Genomic DNA, 21,283 nt, shown 5'->3' with positions numbered 1-21,283 from the left:
GTCCCTCTTCCTGACACCACATAAGATACGATTTGCAGTAACCCAATTACAGTGATTTTGACCGGGTAATTATTTGATATACTCCCTATAGAAAAGCACAAGGTAGGAGCGCTATGTTCAATCTTTCGCAAACTAAGACGGCGCAAGGATTTATCCCCTTTAAGGGCGTCAAAACCGTTGAGCCCCACGACGGGCAAACCGCCAGCGACACGCTCCTGTTCTTTGATTTATACCAACCCATCGAACTTAGCGAGCTTAACCATAACGCCGCGCCCAAGCATAGCGAGCGCCATGCGGACCTGATCAAACTCGCTTCATGCGTCGAGCCCACCGGCAACCCCGAATCCCCCATTCGCGTAGACGTGGGCAACATTGTTGATTTTGCACGTCAAACAGGCCCTCTTTTCGGTGTCAGCGAAACGGAGATAGTGCGTGATTGGGCATACGCCGCCGTATCGGCACTTGTCGCGGTTCGCATTCAGGAATTCCTCAACGGCAACTGCAATATCGCAAAAGTACGTGCCATCAGGCAGATTGATAAGGTCGTCATCTCAAGCGAGGCAGACGAATCATCCTTCATCATGTACTCGATTTATCTGGGCATAAGCGGCGGCTACGCTGCATGTTTTAAAAGCCTGCCGATTATCCGCCGCATCGAATCGAGCGATGGCTATTTCTACGCATTTGTTTCCGCCACCGGAGACGCCGCTGCATCAGCTATTGAATTTCGCGTGTTCTCCTTTGATCACGAGCTTACATTGGAAGACTTCGAGACCCTTAAGCTGCTGCTTGACCTAAGCGATGACGATTCGCGTGCCGCGATGGAACATCTTAAGCTTGCTCCCAGCGAGCAGAGCTATTACGACATCGCCCCTGACGCGAGCATCGTTCCGCAGAGCAGCTTTCTCAACGACACCGACAAGGGCGCACTCACCGCACTTGTCCAGGCGCTCGTGATTGCACACCTCTCGGGCGCGCATGTCGATGTGTTCCAGGGCAGCGAGTCCACAGGTTTTCTGTCCTTTGACAGCCACCTCTCATGGCTGTGGTTCGATTTCTCGCGCAAGCTCAGCACCGTACGCATCGGCTACTGCGAGCAGTGCGGACGCGCCTTTTCGCTCGCCGGGCACCGCGGCATGGAACGCAAATACTGCAGCGAGAAATGCAAGACCGACGCCAAAAACGAAAAGACCCGCCAGGAAACGCTTGAAATACGCCGTCGATTCGCCGAAGGCCAGCCGGTAAACCAAATAGCCGAGGCAACCGAACGCCGCCCCGACTATATTCGCAAACAATTGAGTAAATGGACCCAGCTCAAGCACGAGCTGGAAGACGATCTTGCCGAAAACGGATTCAACGGTTCCGGTCTGCTTAAGCGCTGTGGATCAGAGGGCCTCAACCTAGACCAGCTCCTCAGCAGCAAGCGAAAAGCCGAGCTCAAAAAGATTGCAAACGGAGATAGGTAAGCTGGACATGGGCGTTGCCGAAGTCGCGGCGGCAAAGTTTAACAACTTTAGCAAACTTTAACAAGTTTAACAGCTGGTCTTACAAAGGCTCAACTGGGCTGTCGTAAAGCGGGGTTGGAGAATCGCGCTTCCTCGGCTTCGTCAAAATATATACCTCATACCGAAATTAGGGGCATAGCCGCCATCCTTTTGGAGCAATAGGAATATCATTTTGCCGCCTTTGTTCCACATCACGTAAGGACATATTCATGTACTGCAATCACTGCGGCGCCAACAATCCAGATGGAGCTACTTACTGCAATGCGTGCGGCAAGTCCATTTCCGCAACCGGCACCTTGCATATCGAAAAGCCAGCCACCAAGCACAACCTCGCTGAGTTGGAAACACGGTCTCAGTGGTGCGATTTCTTAAGCAGATTTCGCAACCACGTCCTCCAAGTTAACGATTGTTATGATCAAATAGAGCGCATCTGCGCCAAGATTGCCGTCTATCAGGCCGAAAAAACCGAGTTGAAAAACGCCCTTGCAAACGATACAGCTTTTCGTAAGTCAAAAAAGGTCCTGATTGGCTTCCTCATTTTTGTATCTTTAGAAATCATCCCCTCCATCTTAAGATTCGGCCCTGGCTATCAAGACGGCCCAGCGGACGATTTAAAAGCCGGTGCAGTCATCCTGGCCATCCCGCTCCTCGTTTTTTTGCTGCTATTCAATCGCCGAAAGCACTGGCAGCGTGAGATTAGACTCCGCGACGAGAATACTGATCTTCAGGTGAAAAAGGCAATCAAAGAGAAATTGAAACTTCAAATCAATTTCGAAAAATTCAACGAAAATAAAATCAACGGTGTTACATCATCGGTTTCGACTACTCAAGCCCTTGGATGCTCAAGGCACTCGAGGATGTCATCCGCGACGGAAAGGCCGACAACCCCAAAGAGGCAATCGCCTGCTACGAAGCCGAGCTGGAGAGACGGAGAAGCCAGCAGGACCGAGAACGCAACGCGCTTTTCCAGCAGACGCTGATCGACCACATGAACGAACTCCACGACCAGATGAACCTCCTCAACTCCTTGACATCGGCGGACTTCGTCCTGAACGGAGCCAGGCTCTAACGGTAGACGACAAATAACCTCGGCAAGATGAAGCCCGGATGCGCAATTAACGCGCATCCGGGCTTCTTGCTTTTGAGTCCCTCCATGTCGCAGCAGCTAGATCGGAAACTCTCTCTATGCCCAACTGACCAAATACACATCTACGCTTTATCAAGCTTTGATAGCGTGTCAGCAGTCCTTTGCTGAACATCTTGCAAGGACAAATAGGTCGAATCCTGATACTCGTTTTTCGTAGTACTGAAATCCAGCAATGCATAGGTTGCGTATTGGTCATAACTCTTCAGGGCGTCCATATACTCCTCCTCGGATGCAGGCTTTCCTTGTACTAGGCAGAAGGATTCGCATGCACCCGACGAGTAACTACTGGCAAATTCGATTGAAATGTCGTCCTCAAAAGAGTCGCCTTCCTTGCCACGCATCGTCGTAATTGAAGCGGAGAGGATATCGCTTTTCTCGCACATGGCCTTCATCTGATCGCTCATCGTAAACATATCGCTCTCGATAAAGACCTTGTTGGACTTCTTCGTAAGCGTGAGAAACTCACCGCCGCCGTTGCTGAAATCAACCCAATGCTGCTCATATACGCGCTTCAGGCCACCGTCGACGTAAGACCAGACCTCAACTTCGTACGGCTTGGTCGAATCTGTGCCGGCCCAGTCCATCTGAGACGCACCCTCATCCAGGCTGCACGCAATCGTAAGTAGCTCATCGCTCCCATCGTTGTCGAAATCGATCAAATCCGCCACACAAAATCCCGTCAGCGCATATCCATATGTCTCAACAACGCGCGCCTCGCCATATTTATTGAGGTACTCGCGACACTTTTGGCTGTATGCACGATATGCAGCAATCTGACTGGGGTCCACGTCTTCCCCGTCCGCATTATCCTTCCCGGCATCTGCAGCAGGCTTCTTTGCGGGAGCCTGAACAGTGATTTCAGTTTCAGCCTCAGATTTATGGCTACCGCCCACAAGCTTTACCGGAATCGAGTACTCGACCTTTGTCTGCTTGTTGGTCACTTTGAGTGTATACGGTCCCTCTTTGGCATCCTTAAACTTCCCCATCGAAAAGCCTGACTCCCCGGTTACTTTTACCTTCGAAGAGCGACCGTCCTCATCAATAAGCTCCGCTACAAAAGATGTAATCGTATTACCGTCTGAATCTTTCGGAATTACCTTGGTATCAAGAACACAAATCACCGATTCCTTTTGGCCGAACGTAGCGGAATTGCCGCCAAAATCGCTAAAGAAAAGCCGCCGGGACACTAGCCCGATCACGATAAGTCCAACGGCGATTCCAAGGACATAGAGCACCTTGGGCTCTTTCCGTTGAGGAATTGCAGCTTGAGATGCTGCATTTGCCGTAGTCGATGTTTGCACGGATTCACTCGCTTGCAGGGTGTTGTCGGGCACATGCTCATCCGTTCCGAATTCAGGCTCCACCCCAACAGCTTCGTCAACAGCATCAGTCACCATAGCGCCATCGGCGAGTGTTTCACCAGAAAGCTCGGATGGAGAGCCGTCCGCGCTCGTCTTTTCGCGAACTTCGGCCAACACCTGAGCCGCGCCCTCTAACGAAGCACCGCACTCGGTGCAAAACTTTAAATTGTCGGCGAGCTTAGCGCCGCATTTTGGACAGAACATATTTGCTCCTTGCTAGATCAGCGGTTGCCAAGCTGCTGAAGTGTCAACCGGGTAGGTATTCTCGACTTTTTGAATCAGTGCGTTGCAATTTACTAAATGAGAAGCATCATGTATGCCTTCGAATGAATCGCTCGCCGTATCATTAATTGCCCCCGTGCACTCAACAGTTGCAATCTTTGTATCGTCGTCGCGATCCTGAGACATTATCGTCTCGCTCTCGAAACGCCCTTCGATCAGCCGGCTATAATCCCAAGCGACCACTGCCCATCCGCCATTGCCGCACTGACAAATAATATTGTCCGTGCAAAGCTCCATGCCCTGTCTGTAGCCTGTTACGGCAACGAGCCCTTTAGCTTGACCGTCCACAAAAGTATAGATAGCTAGCACACATGAAGACGGGCAACTAATCCCCGCGTCGTCATCTACATGACCAAAAAGAAGCTCATCTACCCCATCTCCATCCAAATCCTTATAGAGGTAACGCATTCCTTGCGCGGTTATGCCGGTCCCCGGCACGTCCATAGAGTAATTGAATAGTGGGTATTTTGAATCCTTCTGACTATCAGTCCAATATGGCGATTCCACGGCGTCGTCGTATACGAATCCATTATCTTCATAGCCTTGGGTCAAAGATCCATCAGCAAAAGCCTCGCGATACTGATTTAAAACCTCATCGTAGGCAACGTGGGCTTCCTTGTTTGCTTTTTCCTTATCGTCTTTTTCCGAGGACTTCTGCTGCTCCTTGCTCTTTTTCGCCGTCTGCTCCTGCTGGACGGGCTCCTGGATACGGGGCTCGACAACATTCTTGTAGAGCATGAATGCGGCGTAGGCGATGCCTGCGGCGGCAATGAAGCTTGCGATGATAAGAGCGAACGTCGGTACCAGGCGATTGCCGATCTGACGCCTCTCTACGAGGAAGTCGAGCATACTAGAGCGCTTGAGCTGTTGCGGTATCGGTGCCGGAGATCCAAAGTCCACCGGATTCGCGGGGCCTGCGGAGTTAACGACTCCAGTCGGATTCACCTGCGTAGGCGCATCAACGCCACCTTGTTGCAGTGCGCCAAGCGGAGCACCGCAACCGGTGCAGAAACGCGCGCTGTCTTCTACTTTTGTTCCACATACCGGGCAGAACATCGATGCTCCTCCTTCATCGCGGCGGCCCCGCAAACAGCTGCAGGGTCGCCAACCGTCTCAAATGAATCGCTCTAGTTGTCCTTGGTCAGCGTATAGGTATCGTAATAGTACGAGCTATCAAAAATGCTGCCTGGCAGATAAGATGTTTTGATCTTCGCTTCGGCATCATCGCCAAAGCTCAGCGAAAACGTCACTTTGCCGTTTGCGTCTTGGGGGCACTCATAGTCATCCGAAGGATACGACCACGAGGAATTAAACGTGAACACCATGTTGAACGGAACATCGGTAAGCACGGTATCGCCGGCATCGGAATCCTCTGCGTTATCGGGTGTTTTGTGATTATGCGCCACGCCACTAAACGTTCCCTCGACCTCGCCAGTCTCATCGTCAACCTTGGTAATCGTCACCTTAACGGGATTCGCCTTGCCGCCAAAGCATTCCTCGCTACTTGACTGGCTCTTAAACTTGCCGGTCCACGTTCCCACGAGCTTCTGATAGCTCACTTTGTCGATATCATCGCTCGCATCAACGGAATTGAGCTCCCAGCCATTGCCGCCATAGACAAACTTAGCGGTAATGGTGCCTTTGCTTTCACTATATGTCGAGCTCGACTTGCAAGAGATCTTTACGGTATCCGTGGCCTCATCCGGGTTAAGGTCGCTTTTCTTGACCTTAAAATCGCCGTTGCCATACAGCGAGGACAGACTCGTTGAATAGCCGCTTGCGTCAGCCGTGCTCAGAATCGTCCCCATATTCTGGATGACCTTTTTCTCGTCGACGCCCCCGGTTACCTTGGTTCCCGTGGTTTCGAGATCCGACCCACTAAAGTAAATCGTGTCCCATTTGCCATTGGCCTTGACCAAATTGATATTGCCCTGCTTGGTGACCTCGGAGTCATTGTTGGCAAACACGATCTCAATCCTTGCAGAATAAGGATCAGAAATCCTAACACCCATGACCTGGTAGCTCGAGACGCCCTGCATACTGTCCTTTTGCTTGTTGAGCACCTTGACCGACTTGATGGAGTAATCGCTACCGTCGCTCCACATCGAGCCGGTACTCATATCCTTGGTCGAGACGTTCTCGCGCACGATCTGCTCAATCGTGCCGTTGGAGGGGCCGCTGTTCAGGAACACGACCACGGCAACAACGGCAACCAGGACGACTGCGACAACACCGCCGATGATTGCCTTTTGCTTCGTGGGAATTGCAGCGATTTTGGAACCCACTCCCGAGTTGGCAGGTGCGGACTGTGCTCTGATCGAAGTGGCGTGTGGCTCAACGTAACCAGTATTCTGGAATGCTTGATTGTCCGCGGGCTGTTGCGACGAAACAGGAGTGCCCTGCTCGAGCGCTGCATCCTGATTCATGCTCTCGTCAGCCTCTGGCGCTTTAGGCTCCTCCGGCACCGAAGCAGAGGGAGCCAGTGGCGTTCCGCAGGCATAGCAGAATTTGGCGCTCTCGACGTTCTTAGCTCCACATTGAGGGCAATACACAGTGATCGCTCTCCTTCCCTTTTCCCGATCGCGTATGCGACCTTCCCTTTGTTGATTCACAAGATACGTGAGACAGCTATCCCCTAAAAGAGATTTTGAGCGGGTAATAATTTGAGCCTGTTGGACAAATAAGACGCTGTTGCACAACACCAACCATGCACGTGATTATACGGCGAGAAACTTCTCCTCTACCTCCTTTGTCACGATTACACTTGCCAGACCCATCTGAGCCGACACGAGCAGTCCCGTAACCCCCATCACCGTTGCGTTCGCCATAGTAAGTCGCACCTTAACTCGTTATACCTTATCTATGCGCAGGCGATGCAAATACCACCGATCCCAACAGCCCGCAAGTTTCCGGTAGAAACCAATCACGCACTCGGCTGGCTGTAGAGGTCCCTCAAGATGAACTTCCAGGCAGGGATAACCTCGATGTGCGCACCCTCAACATCGAGGTCCCCTTCGTCTTCTTTTGTCACAATAACAAGCCTGTTCACGGCGTCATCAACCTTGGCAAGCTTTACCAAGTTGTCAATTTCGCGCGACCGGGCGCTTTCCGATAATGAATACGCCACCTGAACCGCAAGCCCCCTCTCGGGCACGTAGAAATCGACATCAATCCCGTTCTTTGCGGATTTTAGATAGCAGAGCGCATCTCCGTACACATCATGCATCGCAACCGCAATTTCATTTTCGAGCAGCACCGGTTCCTTATTCACCAAGAAGAGGTTGAGCAAACCATTATCCGAAAAATAGTATTTGGGGCTACCTTCACGTTCTACGAATTTTGCCGTTGCGTTTTTAACGACAAAGAGCAGGTACGCCTCTTCAATCATCCCCAAGTACTCGATGAGGGCCGCCTTGCTTAGGCCATATCCAATGCCTTTGAGCATTCCATGCAGGGATGAGAAAGAAGCCTCGTTGTGGACCGTTTCCGCAACTTTCTTCACAAGCACACGCATGGCCTGAGGGTTACGCACGTTATTGCGCGCAACGACATCTCCGAGCAAAACTTTTTGATAGACGCTCTCAACGTATTCTCGCGGAGCCTCATAACGAAGGGACTCAGGAAATCCGCCGTAGGTATAGAAAGAATCGAATGCCGCGCTCAAGGCGCCCCTACCCGACGTCGAGTACAGCGCCGCCTCGTCGCGGCTTTTCCCCAATGCGTCTAGATATTCGTCGAATCGGTAGGGAGTGACGTGTTTGACCAGGAAACGACCGCCAAGCGTCGTTTCAATCTGACTGCTCAGCATCTTCGCATTGCTGCCCGTTATATAGGCGCGTCTGCCAGAATCTGTTAATCGCCGCGCAAATTTTTCCCAGCCCTCGATGTTTTGGACTTCGTCAAGGAAAAAATAACCCTCTCGATCGCTCAGCTCGCTTTGAGCGAGCAAGATATCGTTGAAATCAGCAGAAGTGAATTCAGCGAGGCGCTCATCCTCAAAGTTGATATAGATTATCTGGTTCCACGCTGCTCCGTCTCTAACCAAATCGCGCGCAACTTTATAAAGCAGCGTTGATTTTCCCGAACGACGAAGGCCCGTGATGACATAGTTTCCCTGGGGATCCAAGTGGTAACGGCGCGGCACAATCGTCGCGCTGCGAATAACCTCGTGTTGGTCAAAAATCACATGCTTTAGGAGTTCGCGATTCATAGGGCCTCCGATTTGTTCAATATACTGAACAAATTATATCTAATTTCGTTCAGTATATTGAACAAATCGGAGGCATTTCCGTTCACTATACTGAACAAGTTTGCTTTTCAATGCGGAAACAGCAGGCCAGCCGCCCCTATCCCAGCGAGCGGTTGAGGGAGCCGAGCTCATCGTTGCCCATGGTGCGCCACATTTGATAGATGCAGCCGCGCGCCAGGAAAAAGAAGCCGTTGTCGACGAGTTGCACGGCGGCATCCGCGAGTTGATTGGTCACGGCGGGCACCGGCGGCAGCTCAAGACCTGCCTTGCGGATAGTCTCGACAGCCTCCTCAAACGTGGGCGGTTTGATGACGCCCATCTCGTTCATAAGGCCCTGCATTTCCTCCTGCGCACTGCCACCCGACTCCTCGCCGCGCGGCACCAGGCGGTAGCACGCCAGCGCCAGCTCGAGCTGGTCGCAGTTCCAGTAGGCGAATGCCAGGCGATAGAACAGGTAACCGATCGAAGTTCGGTCGCTGGCGATGCGCAGGCCGTGGCGCGCCACCTCGATAATCTCGTCATAGCGCTCCAGACGTGCCAGCACGTTGATCAGGGCAAAGTGAGACTGCATTGACGAGCGTGCCAAATCGTAGAGACGACGCACCTCGGGCAGCGCACGCTCAAAGTCCTCTTGTTCGGCGTAAAAGCTGCAAATCTCGTGCTGGGCAAAATACAGCGCATCGGGAGCGCGAAGGATACGCACGGAACGGTCCTCCTCCATCACCGGCAGCACCATGCGCACCAGCTGGTTGTCGCAGAACTGGGTCTGCACTGGGCCCGTCGCCAAAAGCTCAGCAACCGTACACTTGGCTTCCAGCTCCTCGACAAGGCGAGAAAAGCCCTCGAAAGCACCAGCTCGGTCAACTTTGAATTGCTCGCGCAGCTCGACGACACGGGCGACATACGGATCGTTGTCCTCCTCCATGACCTCAAGCTCGTCAGCCGTATCAGCGAGCAGCAAATCGCGAAGCGCAGGCGGCAATGAACGATGGTCATCACGTGGTCGGGCGTGAACCTCTGCAGGCTCAATCATGTCCGGAGCATCTGCCTCATATGCCTCGAGCAAATGCTTGCAGGGCATGTCGTCCATATCCATGCTCTCAAGATCCTTGGCGACAGAAACGCAATCAGCCAGATAGGCCGCACGGCCAAAGGAATACGTTTCGACAACGCGCTCGCCCTGCTCGCCGTCGGGAGCCGCAATCTGCACGTAGCAGCGCGTGATGCGAGCACCCGAAGCAAAGCAAGCCGCCGCGAGTGTAAGCGCAACACGCGCATCGTGCTCAGTGGCCCATGCCGCGCGCTTAGGCTCATCCACCTCGCGCCAGGCGTCATCTTGAGCATCGTATTCGCGTCGCGGCATAGCATCGACAACCGTGCGGCCAAATCGCACCAGCATGATGCCCTCGGCAACGTTCGCTCGATAGGTATAGTCGAGCCGCGTGACCACGTTGAGCGCTTCTACGAGACGTGCAAAGCGAGTGCGAACGTCCCACTCGCCACCCGGCTGGCACGCAACCGTCCCCGGCTTGGCCCACGGGTTGTCATTCGACAGCGTTTCGAGCAAGCGAGGAACGTCGTTTGTCGTCTTGCTGATATGCCATAGGTCAAAGAGCGAGCAGCCCTCAAAGCTTGGCGACGAGGCAACGGGGCCCAACCCTGCCCCAATACGCTCAAGGATGCCCGATAGGCGGTTCAGGCGGCACTCGACGGCAAGCAGGGTATCGATCTCGTCCTGGTCCAGCAGGCTACGGTCAAAATTGAGATAGAAGAGCCTCGAGCGATCGATGCGCGCCAGGCTCATTTCGGTTTTGGCCGCGATGGTGCGCAGGCGTGGCAGATTAACTTCGCCCATCAAAGCGGCGGCATAGCGCTCAATGCCACTTGGATTATCTGCATGGTCAATGCGGTAGAGCAACGTTTCGATTGCATCGGGCAGCGGCGTGGAATCAAAACCCAGCAGTACCTCAACCGGCTCGGGGAGTTTTACAAGTTTGATCTTGTCGACGGCATTTTTCATGCCCTCGTCGAGGCCGTCACCGTCTGCCGTGCCTAAGACAGCGTTTTCAGAATCGGCAAATACCACGTAACGCAAGAACATCGAGGCCATGAACTCGCCGTAGCGAAGGCTGCGCGTCGAATTCCACGTCTCGCGATCGGATTGTTCGCGCATGGTGCCTTCGGGAGAGCCGATGACTCGCGCCCGGGAGTACATCGTCCCATCGGTACCCCTGACCGCAATCTCACCGATGTTGGAATCGGACTCGTCAAGAATCAGTTGCATGTCGGGATCGTCGGGCAGCGACATCTCGTTAACGGGACGGTCCACCTTATAGACCTCACCCGAAACGCTCACGTAGCCCAAAAGCGACACATGGCTTTTGCCGACGAATTCGACGACATAGCATGATTCATGCGGGTCCTCGCCAAAGAGCTTCCAAACCACGCCATACGAACGTCCCGCAGGCTGCTCGGGCATGGCCGGAAAGCGCTTTTTGGGATCGAGAAACCTGAGCTTGTATGTCGGACGCTCTGCCACGAAATATCACCCTGATCGGTCGTCTAAAGAAAGAGCGCGCCACGGGCTCACCGAGGCGCATACTCGAAATCTTACACGAGTCGATGAGAAATAGTCCCCTTTGACCGAGGTTCGAATCCATGCGGGGTCCGCCTAAAAGAAAAGCCCCCGTTGCCGGAGGCTTTCAATTTCAATTGGTGCGGCGTATAGGATTCCGCGTATCCGCTTGCGCGGATCCGCACCGGCTTCGCCCGCCTGCCGGCGCGCTCGCCCGCGGGCTAAAAACGCTCCGCGTTTTCTTTACGCCCGCGCCTCGACCGAGGTTCGAATCCATGCGGTGCCTACGTAAAAGAAAAGCCCCCGTTGCCGGGAGCTTTAATCTCAAATGGTGCGGCGTATAGGATTCGAACCTATGACGTTCTGATTCGTAGTCAGACCCTCTATCCAGCTGAGGTAACGCCGCAACTTCTTGATTATTATGCACATGGACTGAATAATGGTCAAGCGTTTTTTCAAAAAAAGTTATCGAATTTGATTTTTACTCATTTGGAGGGCTTGGCACGATCTTCGGTGCATCGCGATATAAGAAAAGCCCCCGTTTCCGGAGGCTTTAAATTCAATTGGTGCGGCGTATAGGATTCCGCGCATCCGCTGCGCGGATCCGCACCGGCTTCGCCCGCCTGCCGGCGGACTCGCCCGCTCGCTAAAAACGCTCCGCGTTTTCTTGACGCTCGCGCCTCGACCGAGGTTCGAATCTCCGCAATGCCCCCGTAAAGGAAAAGCCTCCGTTGCCGGAGGCTTTAAAGCTCGATTGGTGCGGCGTATAGGATTCGAACCTATGACGTTCTGATTCGTAGTCAGACCCTCTATCCAGCTGAGGTAACGCCGCAACGCACGGATTATTATGCACGTGAGCCCCCGATGGGTCAAGCGACAATTTGGAAAATTTTTACGAAGCGCTGATTAAGTTGTCATGCTGATCCGCACCGGCTTCGCCCGCCTGCCGGCGGACTCGCCCGCTCGCTACGGACGCTCCGCGTCCGCTTCACGCTCGCGCCTCGACCGAGGTTCGAATCCATGCGGTGCCGGCGTAAAAGAAAAGCCCCCGTTACCGGAGGCTTTAAGTTCGATTGGTGCGGCGTATAGGATTCCGCGTATCCGCTTGCGCGGATCCGCACCGGCTTCGCCCGCCTGCCGGCGCGCTCGCCCGCTCGCTACGGACGCTCCGCGTCCGCTTCACGCTCGCGCCTCGACCGAGGTTCGAATCCATGCGGTGCCGGCGTAAAAGAAAAGCCTCCGTTACCGGAGGCTTTAAGTTCGATTGGTGCGGCGTATAGGATTCGAACCTATGACGTTCTGATTCGTAGTCAGACCCTCTATCCAGCTGAGGTAACGCCGCAGCACAAGACATATAAAACCACTTTAGTTCGTTAGAGTCAAGCAAAATCTCAAACTTTTTTTCGCGCGGGCCGCAATTTGTCACGCTGTACCACGATCATCAGCGCTTTTCGTGCGATCGATTGGCTTTTCGATCACATCGAACCCGACGCCAAGCTCCCCCAGAAGCGACCGCACCCGTTGGGCACAGTCGTAGTCGGCAAACGAAATGCTCAGCATTCGGGCCACCTGATTAGAAGTTCCAACGCCATAGAAGTGCTCAAGGACAACAAGCGCCTCATGCGCCACAAACGTCTCGACCACATGCGGCGACTCCTCATAGCACCATTGCGTCAATGGTCCCTCACTCGTCTGCCGAACCACCAAGCCACCCATACCCGACGGCTCGCACGTTACCAGCAGGTGCTCCCCACCCTCATCGCTCTGGAACAAAACAACCCGCTCGTCGAACAGCTCCATCGCATCCCCTTTCTCTTGCTCTTAGTTAGTAAAAGCATAGCAGGTAAATGCATGTACACAGAACATCTGTTCGTGTGTTTTCTATCGAGCTGTCCACACGGCATGGTATAGCCGTACACAAAAAGGGCGCCCCTAAAAGGAGCGCCCTCGCAAATCGCCTATGCAGCTAGCTTACGCGACCGGCTCGATCTTCTCGAGGCCGCCCATGTAGGGACGCAGAACCTCGGGGATCGTGATGGTGCCGTCGGCGTTCTGGTAGTTCTCCAGAATGGCAGCCATGGTACGGCCAGCCGGCAGACCGGAACCGTTAAGGGTGTGCAGGTAGCGCGAGCCCTTGAAGTTCTCGGGGTCGCGATACTTGATGTTGGCGCGACGGGCCTGGAAGTCGCCGCAATTGGAGCAGGAGCTGATCTCCTTGTAGGCGTTGTAGCTCGGCAGCCAGACCTCGACGTCGTAGGTCTGACGGGCAGAGAAGCCCAGGTCGCCGGTGCACAGACTAATCACGCGATACGGCAGGCCCAGCTGCTGCAGCAGGTACTCGGCCTCGGCGGTCATGCTCTCGAGCTCCTCGTCGGACTCCTCCGGCTTGGCGAACTTGACCATCTCGACCTTGTCGAACTCGTGCTGGCGAATGATGCCGCGGGTGTCGCGACCGGCGGAACCGGCCTCCTCGCGGAAGCAGGGGGTGAAGGCAGTGTAGCGGCGAGGCAGAGTGTCGGCGTCCAGAACCTCACCGGCATGCAGGTTAGTCAGTACGACCTCGGCGGTAGGGATCAGGAAGTTGTCGCCCGAGACGTGATAGGCGTCGTCCTCAAACTTGGGCAGCTGGCCCGTACCGAACATGGTCTGACGCTTGACGACGATGGGCGGCCACCACTCCTTGAAGCCACGGCTCGTGTGTGTGTCCAGGAAGAAGTTGATAAGGGCGCGCTCCAGGCGGGCGCCGGCGCCACCGAGAACGGTGAAGCGGCTGCCGGAGAGCTTGTTGCCACGCTCGAAGTCGAGGATGTCCAGATCGGTGCCCAGATCCCAGTGGGGCTTAAAGTCGAAGTCGAACTCGCGCGGGGTGCCCCAGCGGCGACGCTCGATGTTCTCGTCCTCGTCCTTACCGTACGGGGTAGCCTCGCACGGAATGTTGGGCAGGTGAGACATGAAGTCGTACTGCTCCTGCTCGAGAGCGGTACGGCGCTCGGCCAGACCGTCGATCTTCTCGTTGACGGCGCGCACGGCCTCCTTGGCGGCCTCGGCCTCGTCCTTCTTGCCCTCCTTCATCAGGGCGCCAATCTTCTTGGACTCGGCGTTACGCGTGGCCTGGAGCTCCTCGACCTCGGTGATGACGGCACGACGCTCGTCGTCGAGCTCAAAGAACTTCTCGCGATCCCAAGACGTCTGGCGATTTGCCATGGCGGTATCGATGGCATCGGGGTTCTCGCGAACAAACTTGATATCAAGCATTAGATCCTCCGGCGATATACATTCCATTTAGGTTGCAACCTTGTACATGTATGGGCAAGTATATACTTATGAGCGTTTACGACCCAACCCAACTACGCAAGAAGGCACCCAATGGACGCAGTTTTTTCCTTTTTGTTTGGCACCCGCACCGGTTTTGCCATCCTTTTCGCCGGCGGCATCCTGCTATTTGCGATTCTTGCCTTTGTGATGGAGAAGCGCACCCATAAGATGTATGTCGACCGCGGCCCCAAGTCCGAGGATGAGGAGGACAGCTTCTGGGACTAACCTGCCAAATAGAGACAGGCTTATTTTGGTCGGTTTTATCTGGGCAAACGCAAGCGCCCCGCAACTGGAATTGAGCCAGTTGCGGGGCGCTTTTTGCTCAAGGTACAAAACCGCAGGAAAACCCTGCAAAATGAATCTGTCCCTTATTGGTCAGTTTACTGGAGAGTAGCGTCGATGGCCTTGACTAGGGCGCTGCGCATGCCGGCGTCCTCGAGCGCGACGACGCCCTTGATGGTAGCACCGCCGGGCGAGCACACGGCATCCTTCATCGCTGCGGGATGCTGGCCGGTTGCAAGCTGCAGCTTTGCCGTACCCAGCACCATCTGGCTCACAATGCGATAGGCATCGGCGCGCGGAATACCGTGTTTGACGGCCGCATCGCCCAGAGCCTCGATTGCCATGGCGACAAATGCCGGAGCGCAACCGCCCACGGTACCGCCCACAAACAGCAGACTCGAATCGAGCTCGACCACCGTGCCAAGCTTTCCGAGCAGACCGAGCACCGTGGCACGCTGCTCTTCGCTAAGCGTGGAAGCCTTCTCGCAGGCGATAACGCCCTCGCCCACCGAAACCGGCGTGTTGGGCACCGTCGAGATATGAGCGACACCCGGCAGGACCTGTTCCCACTTGGCACTATCCCAGGTCCAGGCGACCGAAAGGACGACCTTGTCGGCAAGCACATCCTTGAGCGGGGCGAATACCTTCTCAATCATGTACGGCTTGACCGCCGCAACCACGATATCGGACGCGGCAACAACCTCCGCCGCATCGTGGCAGGCAGCCATGCCCCGTGCCTCGCAACGCTCAACCAGAGCATCGTAGCGGCCTGCGCAGGCGCACATGTCGCCCGCGGCCACGCCGGCGGCAATCCAGCCATCGGCCATAGCGCTCGCCATATTGCCAAAACCGACAAATCCAATCTTCATATCACACAGTCCTTTCAGACACATTCCTCAAAACGAAAGTCATTGTCCCACGCCATTGTTTCGCATTGCCGACCTACTTGTGATACGGCTCGCCACGGCTAATCTTGCAGGCGCGGTAGATCTGCTCCAGCAGCACCACGCGCGCCAGGTTGTGCGGCAAGGTAATGCGTCCAAAGCTGAGCATCTCGTCGGCGCGGGCGCGCACGGCATCGCTCACGCCGTCCGATCCGCCGATTACAAAAGCGATGTCGCTGTTGCCTCGCAGCATAAGGTCATCGAGATGCGTCGAGAACTCCTCGCTCGAACGCTCCTTGCCCTCGATAGCCAGCAGAATCACATGTGCCCGCGGTGGCAGGGCAGCAAGAATCGCCGCGCCTTCTTTGTTGCGCGCGGCATCCACGCCGCCCGCCTTGGCCGGATCGATATCGGCAGCCTCGCGCATATCTACCTTGGCATAGGCGCCTAGGCGTTTGGTGTATTCGGCGCACGCGTCCTTCCAAAAGCGCTCTTTGAGCTTGCCAACGCAAACAACGGTATATTTCACGCGCGTCTACTCCTTTGACTCGTTCTGAACTTTGCCGGCGGTCAGCATCTGCTCGAACATCGAGGCCGACTGTGAGAAATCGCTCGGCAGCACGACCGTCGAGGTTTTGCCCGTGCGAGCGAACTCCGTCATCATCTCGGACCACTGCGTAAACATGAACAGCTGGTTGGCCTCATCGTTGCCGACGCCCGTCTCCTGGATAATCTCGAGCGAGTCCTTGATGCCCAGCGCGATGGCTTTGCGCTGGTTGGCGATGCCTTCGCCTGCCTTTTCCATCGCCTCGGCCTCGGCGGTCGCCTCGGTAACGCGCTTGATGCGATCGGCCTCGGCGAGCTCCTGCGCAGCGGCGCGCTTTCGCTGGGCAGCGTTGATGTCGTTCATGGAGTTCTCGACCTCGGTCGGCAGCGCGATCTTGGTGATAAGTGTCGACACGAGGGTAAAGCCGTAGGCGGCCATCTGCTCGGACACGGTGGCGTTGACGTCCTTGGCGATATCGTCTTTTTTGGCAAAGACCTCATCGAGCGTGTAGACGGGGATGGAAGAGCGCAGGGCATCGGTGATGAAGTCACGCATTTGGTCGACGGGCTCCTGCAGCATGTAGTAGCTCTTGTAGATGCCCGAATCTGCCGGGCCGGCGCCCATGTCATAGCTCACGTGGTACTGAGCAGAGACCTCAAGGCCGATAGTCACGTTGTCCTGGGTCTTAACGTCGATGCCAAAACCGTTTTTCATGGTGCGCAGACTCACCGTGGCGGCTTTACGGTCGATTACGGGCACCTTCATGTGGAAGCCCGCGTTGACGATGCGGTTGAACTTGCCCAGGCGCTCAATGATCACAGCATGCTGCTGTTCAACGACATAGCAGGCGTTGGGGAGCAGTAGCAACAAAATGATGATGGGAAGTAGAAGGCTCGTAAGGGCAGCGATGATACCGGACAACAGCATGGTTTCTCCTCTGATAGGCACGCGTTGGGACTAGGATACCCGCACGAAGCAGCTGTGTGACACCAACAAGAGGACCCATGGTCAAAAAAGGCCAAATATGAGTACTGTTACCAGTTTAGTAACAGCGTATTTGGGTCAAAATCGCCTCTTTGAACCCGAAGTCTATCGAAATGACTTCATTTTGTCTCAAGGTTGAGCCAAATTAGCGTACATCTGTTGCGTAAAATGAGCAAAAATGGCTTCGCGAAATGTCTCTGTTTTCGTGCCAGTACTCATATTCGCCACTTTTTGACCACAGGGGCATCTACCGCGCGAAATCGATAGGTCAAATCTGCCAAAAACGGCCCATAACAAAAAAAGCCCCCATTGCTGGGAGCTCTTTCATTTAATGGTGCGGGCGAAAGGACGTCCGCGCATCCGCTTCGCGGATCCGCACCGGCTTCGGCCGCCTGCCGGCGCCCTCGCCAGCTCGCTAAAAACGCTCCGCGTTTTCTTTACGCTCGCTCCTTCGCAGGTTCAAGTCCCCGCGATGGGCCCATAACAAAAAAGCTCCCATTGCTGGGAGCTCTTTCATTTAATGGTGCGGGCGAAAGGACTTGAACCTTCATGGGGTTGCCCCCATACGGACCTGAACCGTACGCGTCTGCCAATTCCGCCACGCCCGCGTGCAGGAATTAGAATAACGGAGCGCCACCGCGAACGCAAGAACTATTTTTGAAAAAGTTTGCAGGCATTTTCCCAGGCGGCTCGAGCAACTGCTTCAGCATCCTCGCCGGTACGATCGACGCGGTCATTGACCAGCGTGTTTGCTGTGATGGAAATCATTGCAGGCTCGCACTCGAGACCGCGAATGGGCTCCGGCGCCATATAGGGACAATCCGTCTCGAACAGAATACGGTCGAGCGGGGTTGCCGCGAATGCCTCGCGCACGTCGCCGTTGCGCTTAAAGGTAGCCGCGCCGCCATAGGCGATGTAACAACCCAAATCCACAAAGCGCTCCATCGTGGCTCGATCCTCGCCAAAGCAGTGCAGCACGCAACCGGCCTGAGGCACGCCCACCTCGCGCAGCACGTTGTAGGCGTCCACATGCGAGGTGCGCTCCTCGTCCGTATCCTCATGACGCAGATGCAGCTCTACCGGCACATTGCGGCGTACGGCGACCTCGAGTTGGCGCGCCATACAGTCGATCTGCACGTCGTGGGGCGCCGGCGCGATATCGTCGTCATAGTCCATGTGGTAGTCCAGACCGATCTCGCCAATACCGGCGCATAAGGGATCATCGAGTGCGGCAACGACCTGTGCGTGAACGTCGTCGGTATAGTCCGGTGCGCCATACGGATGCACGCCGGCAAGATACTTGATCTGCGGGATATCCCGCATCGGCAGGATCTCGCGAACCAGCCAGTCGCTATAGTCCGCCACGCTGCGCTTATCGGCAATGGGGTCGAAGACCGTCACCAACAAGTCAATGCCCGCTTCCTTGGCGCGCGCAAGCGTCTCGGGCACTTCCTTGCTCCAAAAAGAGAGCAGGTGCGCATGCGTATCGGCAAGCGGCGCCAGCGGCACCGGGCAGGCCACCGTTTTCTTCTTTTTGGTAAACGTCACGCGTTCGACATTAGGCGTCATGGGAAAGCTCCTGAGCCAAGCGGACAAAGGCAGCGACGTCGAGCGTCTCGGCGCGCGTGGTAGGTGCGATACCGCAGGCCTCAAAGGCGGCGTCGAGCGCGTCCTTGGCAAAGCCGTTGGCGCTCATAGAGTTGCGAATCGTCTTGCGACGCTGAGCAAACGCGGCGTCGATCACGCGGGCCACAAACTCGCGGTCGATGCCCTCGGGTACCATACCGTCAACGCGATCGATGCGCACCACGGCAGAATCCACATGCGGCGCCGGCATAAAGCAGCGCGGCGGCACCTCAAAGCGCCCCGTCACCTGCGCATACAGGCCGAGTTTTGCCGTGTAGCCGCCATAGGTCTTGTTGCCCGGCGTTGCGCCAATACGATCTGCAACTTCCTTTTGCACCATAACGACAGCGCGCATAAGCGCGGGCATCGTCTGGAAAAACTGAAGGATGATCGTCGCCGCCACGTTATAGGGCAGATTCGCGACAAACACCGTGGGTTCACCACCGGCGGCATGCTCAATCTGCTCCGGCGTCACCTTGAGCGCATCGCCCATGATAAAGCGGAAGTTGGCATAGTCGGCGGCGTGGGCGTCAAGCACCGGCTCAAGCTCGGGATCGGCCTCAATCGACGTAACGCACGCCGCCTCCTGCAGCAGGGCCAACGTCAGCGTGCCGCAACCCGGGCCGACCTCGAGCACGCGCTCATCGCCCGCAAGCTCAGCGAGCTCACAGATACGCTCGATCACATGGTTGTCGATCAGGAAGTTTTGGCCCAGGCGATGCTTGGTCGCAAGGCCAAACTCCTCTAGCAGCTCCCTAGTTGCCGTGGGGTTTGCCAAAGGCGAAGTTGTCATGGTTGCCTCCTTAACATGGTGGCTGCATCGTAAAGCAAAAGGGCATGGACCGTTGCGGCCATGCCCTTACATCTAAACAGCAAATTGCCGATATGGCGCGCAGCGGCTTAGCCCAGACGCGGGAACAGCGGCTCGCCCTTCTCGACGGGCTGACCACCGGCAAGCAGGCCCCAAGCGCAAATGCCCTTGAGGTCGTCGCTCGCGGCCTCGTCCTCGCAGGACAGGCGGCGCAGGGCCTCGGCAGAGGTCTGGGGCATGAGCGGCATCAGCAGGTGAGCGGCAATGCGGATGGCCTCGAGCAGGTTGTAGATCACAAACGCCAGCTCGTCAGCCTTGGCCTCGTCCTTGGCAAGCGCCCAGGGCTCGGAGTCCTCGATGTAGTGGTTGGCAGCATGGATGAGCTCCATGACCTCGTCCTTAGCTCCACCGTAATCGAGCACGTCCATCTTGGCCATGTAGCGATCGACCAGACCATCGGCAATCTTTGCCAGCGGGTTGTCGAACGCATCGAACGACGCGGGCTTGGCGGGCGCGCAGCCGTCAAAGTACTTGCCGCTCATGTTGAGCGAACGCGAGATGAGGTTGCCCCAGCTGTTGGCCAGGTCGGCGTTGTAGACCTGCTCCATGCGATCGAAGCTGATGGCGCCGTCGGTGCCGGGGACGACGTCGGTCATGAAGTAATAGCGATAGCCCTCGACGCCCAGCATGTCGATAACATCCTGCGGAGCGATGGCGTTACCGCGGCTCTTGGACATCTTCTCGGCCTTGCCGGTCTCGGCGTTGCGCACGGTCAGGAAGCCGTGGGCAAAGACGTGCTCGGGCAGGGCTTCACCGATGGCCATGAGCATGGCAGGCCAAATGACGCAGTGGAAGCGGATGATGTCCTTGCCCACGATGTGGAACTGCGCGGGCCAGCGATAGGCCAGCTCGGCACGGGCCTCGTCGGTGTCGACACCGTAGCCGACGGCCGTCATATAGTTGAGCAGCGCATCGAACCACACGTAGGTCACGTGACCCTCGTCGAACGGAACCTGAATGCCCCAGTCAAAGCTCGTACGGCTCACGGAAAGGTCGTTGAGGCCGCCTTCGACAAAGCTGCGCACCTCGTTCATGCGGAACGCGGGCTCGACAAAGTCGGGGTGCTCGTCATAGAGCTTGAGCAGCTTGTCCTGGAACGCAGAGAGCTTAAAGAAGTAGGACTCCTCCTGCACGCGCTCGAGCGGACGGTGGCAATCGGGGCACAGGTGTTGGCCGACGCTGCCGTACTCTTCGTCACCCTTCTGGACCTGTGTATCGGTAAAGTAGGTCTCGTCGGGCACGCAGTACCAGCCGTCGTAACTGCCCTTATACAGGTAGCCGGACTCCTTCATGCGCTCCCACAGATACTGCACCGCATGATGCTGGCGCGGCTCGGTGGTGCGGATGAAGTCGTCGTTGGAGATCTCGAGCTTGCTCCACAGCTCCTTGAAGTGCGGAGCCTGGCTGTCGGTCCACTCCTGCGGCGTCATGTTGTGCTTGGCTGCAGCCTCGGCGACCTTCTCGCCATGCTCGTCCATGCCAGTCAGGAACTTGACGTTATAGCCGGCGGAGCGACGATAGCGAGCCTGGACGTCGGCGATGATGGTGGAATAAGCCGTGCCCAGATGCGGATCGGCGTTGACGTAGTAGATGGGCGTCGTGATAAAGAACGAAGGCTTGCTTTGATCCATGGGGTTTGTCCTCCAGAAAAACGT

Annotated in this window: 16 protein-coding genes and 4 tRNA genes; 3 read left to right on the top strand and 17 right to left on the bottom strand. The window is 55.9% G+C overall.

Going from position 1 to position 21,283, the window contains the following annotated elements; translation table 11 throughout:
- Positions 1-113 precede the first annotated feature (113 nt).
- A complete protein-coding gene (locus tag AAA138_RS00710; RefSeq protein WP_349089181.1) occupies positions 114-1,466 on the top strand; it encodes a hypothetical protein in 1,353 nt (450 codons plus the stop codon).
- A gap of 248 nt (positions 1,467-1,714) precedes the next feature.
- Positions 1,715-2,485 (top strand): zinc ribbon domain-containing protein, encoded by a 771-nt coding sequence (locus tag AAA138_RS00705; RefSeq protein ID WP_349089180.1) that lies wholly within the window; start codon positions 1,715-1,717, stop codon positions 2,483-2,485.
- 229 nt (positions 2,486-2,714) lie between these two features.
- On the opposite strand, the gene AAA138_RS00700 is transcribed toward AAA138_RS00705, so the two are convergent.
- The 10 genes from AAA138_RS00700 to serS form a co-directional block, all read right to left on the bottom strand.
- Positions 2,715-4,217: a zinc ribbon domain-containing protein gene (locus AAA138_RS00700; RefSeq protein WP_349089179.1), complete on the bottom strand. Its 1,503-nt coding sequence runs from the start codon at positions 4,215-4,217 to the stop codon at positions 2,715-2,717.
- A 12-nt stretch (positions 4,218-4,229) separates the two neighbouring features.
- The gene (locus AAA138_RS00695; protein WP_349089178.1) at positions 4,230-5,351 is read right to left on the bottom strand and encodes a zinc ribbon domain-containing protein; all 1,122 of its coding nucleotides are present in this window, start codon (positions 5,349-5,351) and stop codon (positions 4,230-4,232) included.
- Positions 5,352-5,422: 71 nt separating this feature from the next.
- Positions 5,423-6,847 carry a zinc ribbon domain-containing protein gene (locus AAA138_RS00690; protein ID WP_349089177.1) on the bottom strand — a complete coding sequence of 475 codons (1,425 nt, stop codon included), beginning with the start codon at positions 6,845-6,847 and terminating at the stop codon, positions 5,423-5,425.
- 371 nt (positions 6,848-7,218) lie between these two features.
- Positions 7,219-8,505, bottom strand: coding sequence for an ATP-binding protein (locus tag AAA138_RS00685; protein ID WP_349089176.1), 1,287 nt, complete (start codon positions 8,503-8,505; stop codon positions 7,219-7,221).
- 136 nt (positions 8,506-8,641) lie between these two features.
- Complete coding sequence (locus AAA138_RS00680) at positions 8,642-11,083, bottom strand: hypothetical protein (RefSeq protein ID WP_349089175.1); 2,442 nt, start codon at positions 11,081-11,083, stop codon at positions 8,642-8,644.
- A 365-nt stretch (positions 11,084-11,448) separates the two neighbouring features.
- Positions 11,449-11,525: transfer RNA gene (locus tag AAA138_RS00675), tRNA-Arg, on the bottom strand.
- Positions 11,526-11,874: 349 nt separating this feature from the next.
- Positions 11,875-11,951: transfer RNA gene (locus AAA138_RS00670), tRNA-Arg, on the bottom strand.
- A 433-nt stretch (positions 11,952-12,384) separates the two neighbouring features.
- Positions 12,385-12,461 (bottom strand) — tRNA-Arg (locus AAA138_RS00665).
- Between the two features lie 80 nt (positions 12,462-12,541).
- A complete protein-coding gene (locus AAA138_RS00660; RefSeq protein ID WP_349089174.1) occupies positions 12,542-12,919 on the bottom strand; it encodes a hypothetical protein in 378 nt (125 codons plus the stop codon).
- A 171-nt stretch (positions 12,920-13,090) separates the two neighbouring features.
- Positions 13,091-14,374, bottom strand: coding sequence for a serine--tRNA ligase (gene serS, locus AAA138_RS00655; RefSeq protein ID WP_349089173.1), 1,284 nt, complete (start codon positions 14,372-14,374; stop codon positions 13,091-13,093).
- A gap of 111 nt (positions 14,375-14,485) precedes the next feature.
- On the opposite strand from serS, the gene AAA138_RS00650 reads away from it, so the two are divergent.
- Positions 14,486-14,659 carry a DUF6724 family protein gene (locus tag AAA138_RS00650; protein WP_006235069.1) on the top strand — a complete coding sequence of 58 codons (174 nt, stop codon included), beginning with the start codon at positions 14,486-14,488 and terminating at the stop codon, positions 14,657-14,659.
- A gap of 155 nt (positions 14,660-14,814) precedes the next feature.
- On the opposite strand, the gene proC is transcribed toward AAA138_RS00650, so the two are convergent.
- The 7 genes from proC to metG all read right to left on the bottom strand — a co-directional run bounded on the left by proC (position 14,815) and on the right by metG (position 21,259).
- On the bottom strand, positions 14,815-15,585 hold the full coding sequence (gene proC / locus AAA138_RS00645) for a pyrroline-5-carboxylate reductase (RefSeq protein ID WP_349089172.1): 771 nt from the start codon (positions 15,583-15,585) through the stop codon (positions 14,815-14,817).
- 73 nt (positions 15,586-15,658) lie between these two features.
- Positions 15,659-16,129 carry a 23S rRNA (pseudouridine(1915)-N(3))-methyltransferase RlmH gene (gene rlmH, locus AAA138_RS00640; protein ID WP_349089171.1) on the bottom strand — a complete coding sequence of 157 codons (471 nt, stop codon included), beginning with the start codon at positions 16,127-16,129 and terminating at the stop codon, positions 15,659-15,661.
- Positions 16,130-16,135: 6 nt separating this feature from the next.
- A complete protein-coding gene (locus AAA138_RS00635) occupies positions 16,136-17,074 on the bottom strand; it encodes an SPFH domain-containing protein (RefSeq protein ID WP_118256237.1) in 939 nt (312 codons plus the stop codon).
- A 578-nt stretch (positions 17,075-17,652) separates the two neighbouring features.
- Positions 17,653-17,739 (bottom strand) — tRNA-Leu (locus AAA138_RS00630).
- Between the two features lie 43 nt (positions 17,740-17,782).
- Entirely contained in the window at positions 17,783-18,700 is a 918-nt protein-coding gene (locus AAA138_RS00625; protein WP_349089170.1) for a TatD family hydrolase, read from the bottom strand.
- The gene (gene rsmA / locus AAA138_RS00620; protein ID WP_195364292.1) at positions 18,690-19,550 is read right to left on the bottom strand and encodes a 16S rRNA (adenine(1518)-N(6)/adenine(1519)-N(6))-dimethyltransferase RsmA; all 861 of its coding nucleotides are present in this window, start codon (positions 19,548-19,550) and stop codon (positions 18,690-18,692) included. The genes AAA138_RS00625 and rsmA overlap by 11 nt, the downstream gene beginning before the upstream one ends.
- A gap of 107 nt (positions 19,551-19,657) precedes the next feature.
- Positions 19,658-21,259, bottom strand: a complete 1,602-nt coding sequence (metG, locus tag AAA138_RS00615; RefSeq protein ID WP_195521629.1) for a methionine--tRNA ligase — start codon at positions 21,257-21,259, stop codon at positions 19,658-19,660.
- Positions 21,260-21,283 lie beyond the last annotated feature (24 nt).

The organism is Collinsella sp. CLA-JM-H32B (assembly GCF_040098065.1).
Lineage (GTDB): Bacteria > Actinomycetota > Coriobacteriia > Coriobacteriales > Coriobacteriaceae > Collinsella.
This window is presented reverse-complemented; position numbering and strand designations above follow the sequence as displayed.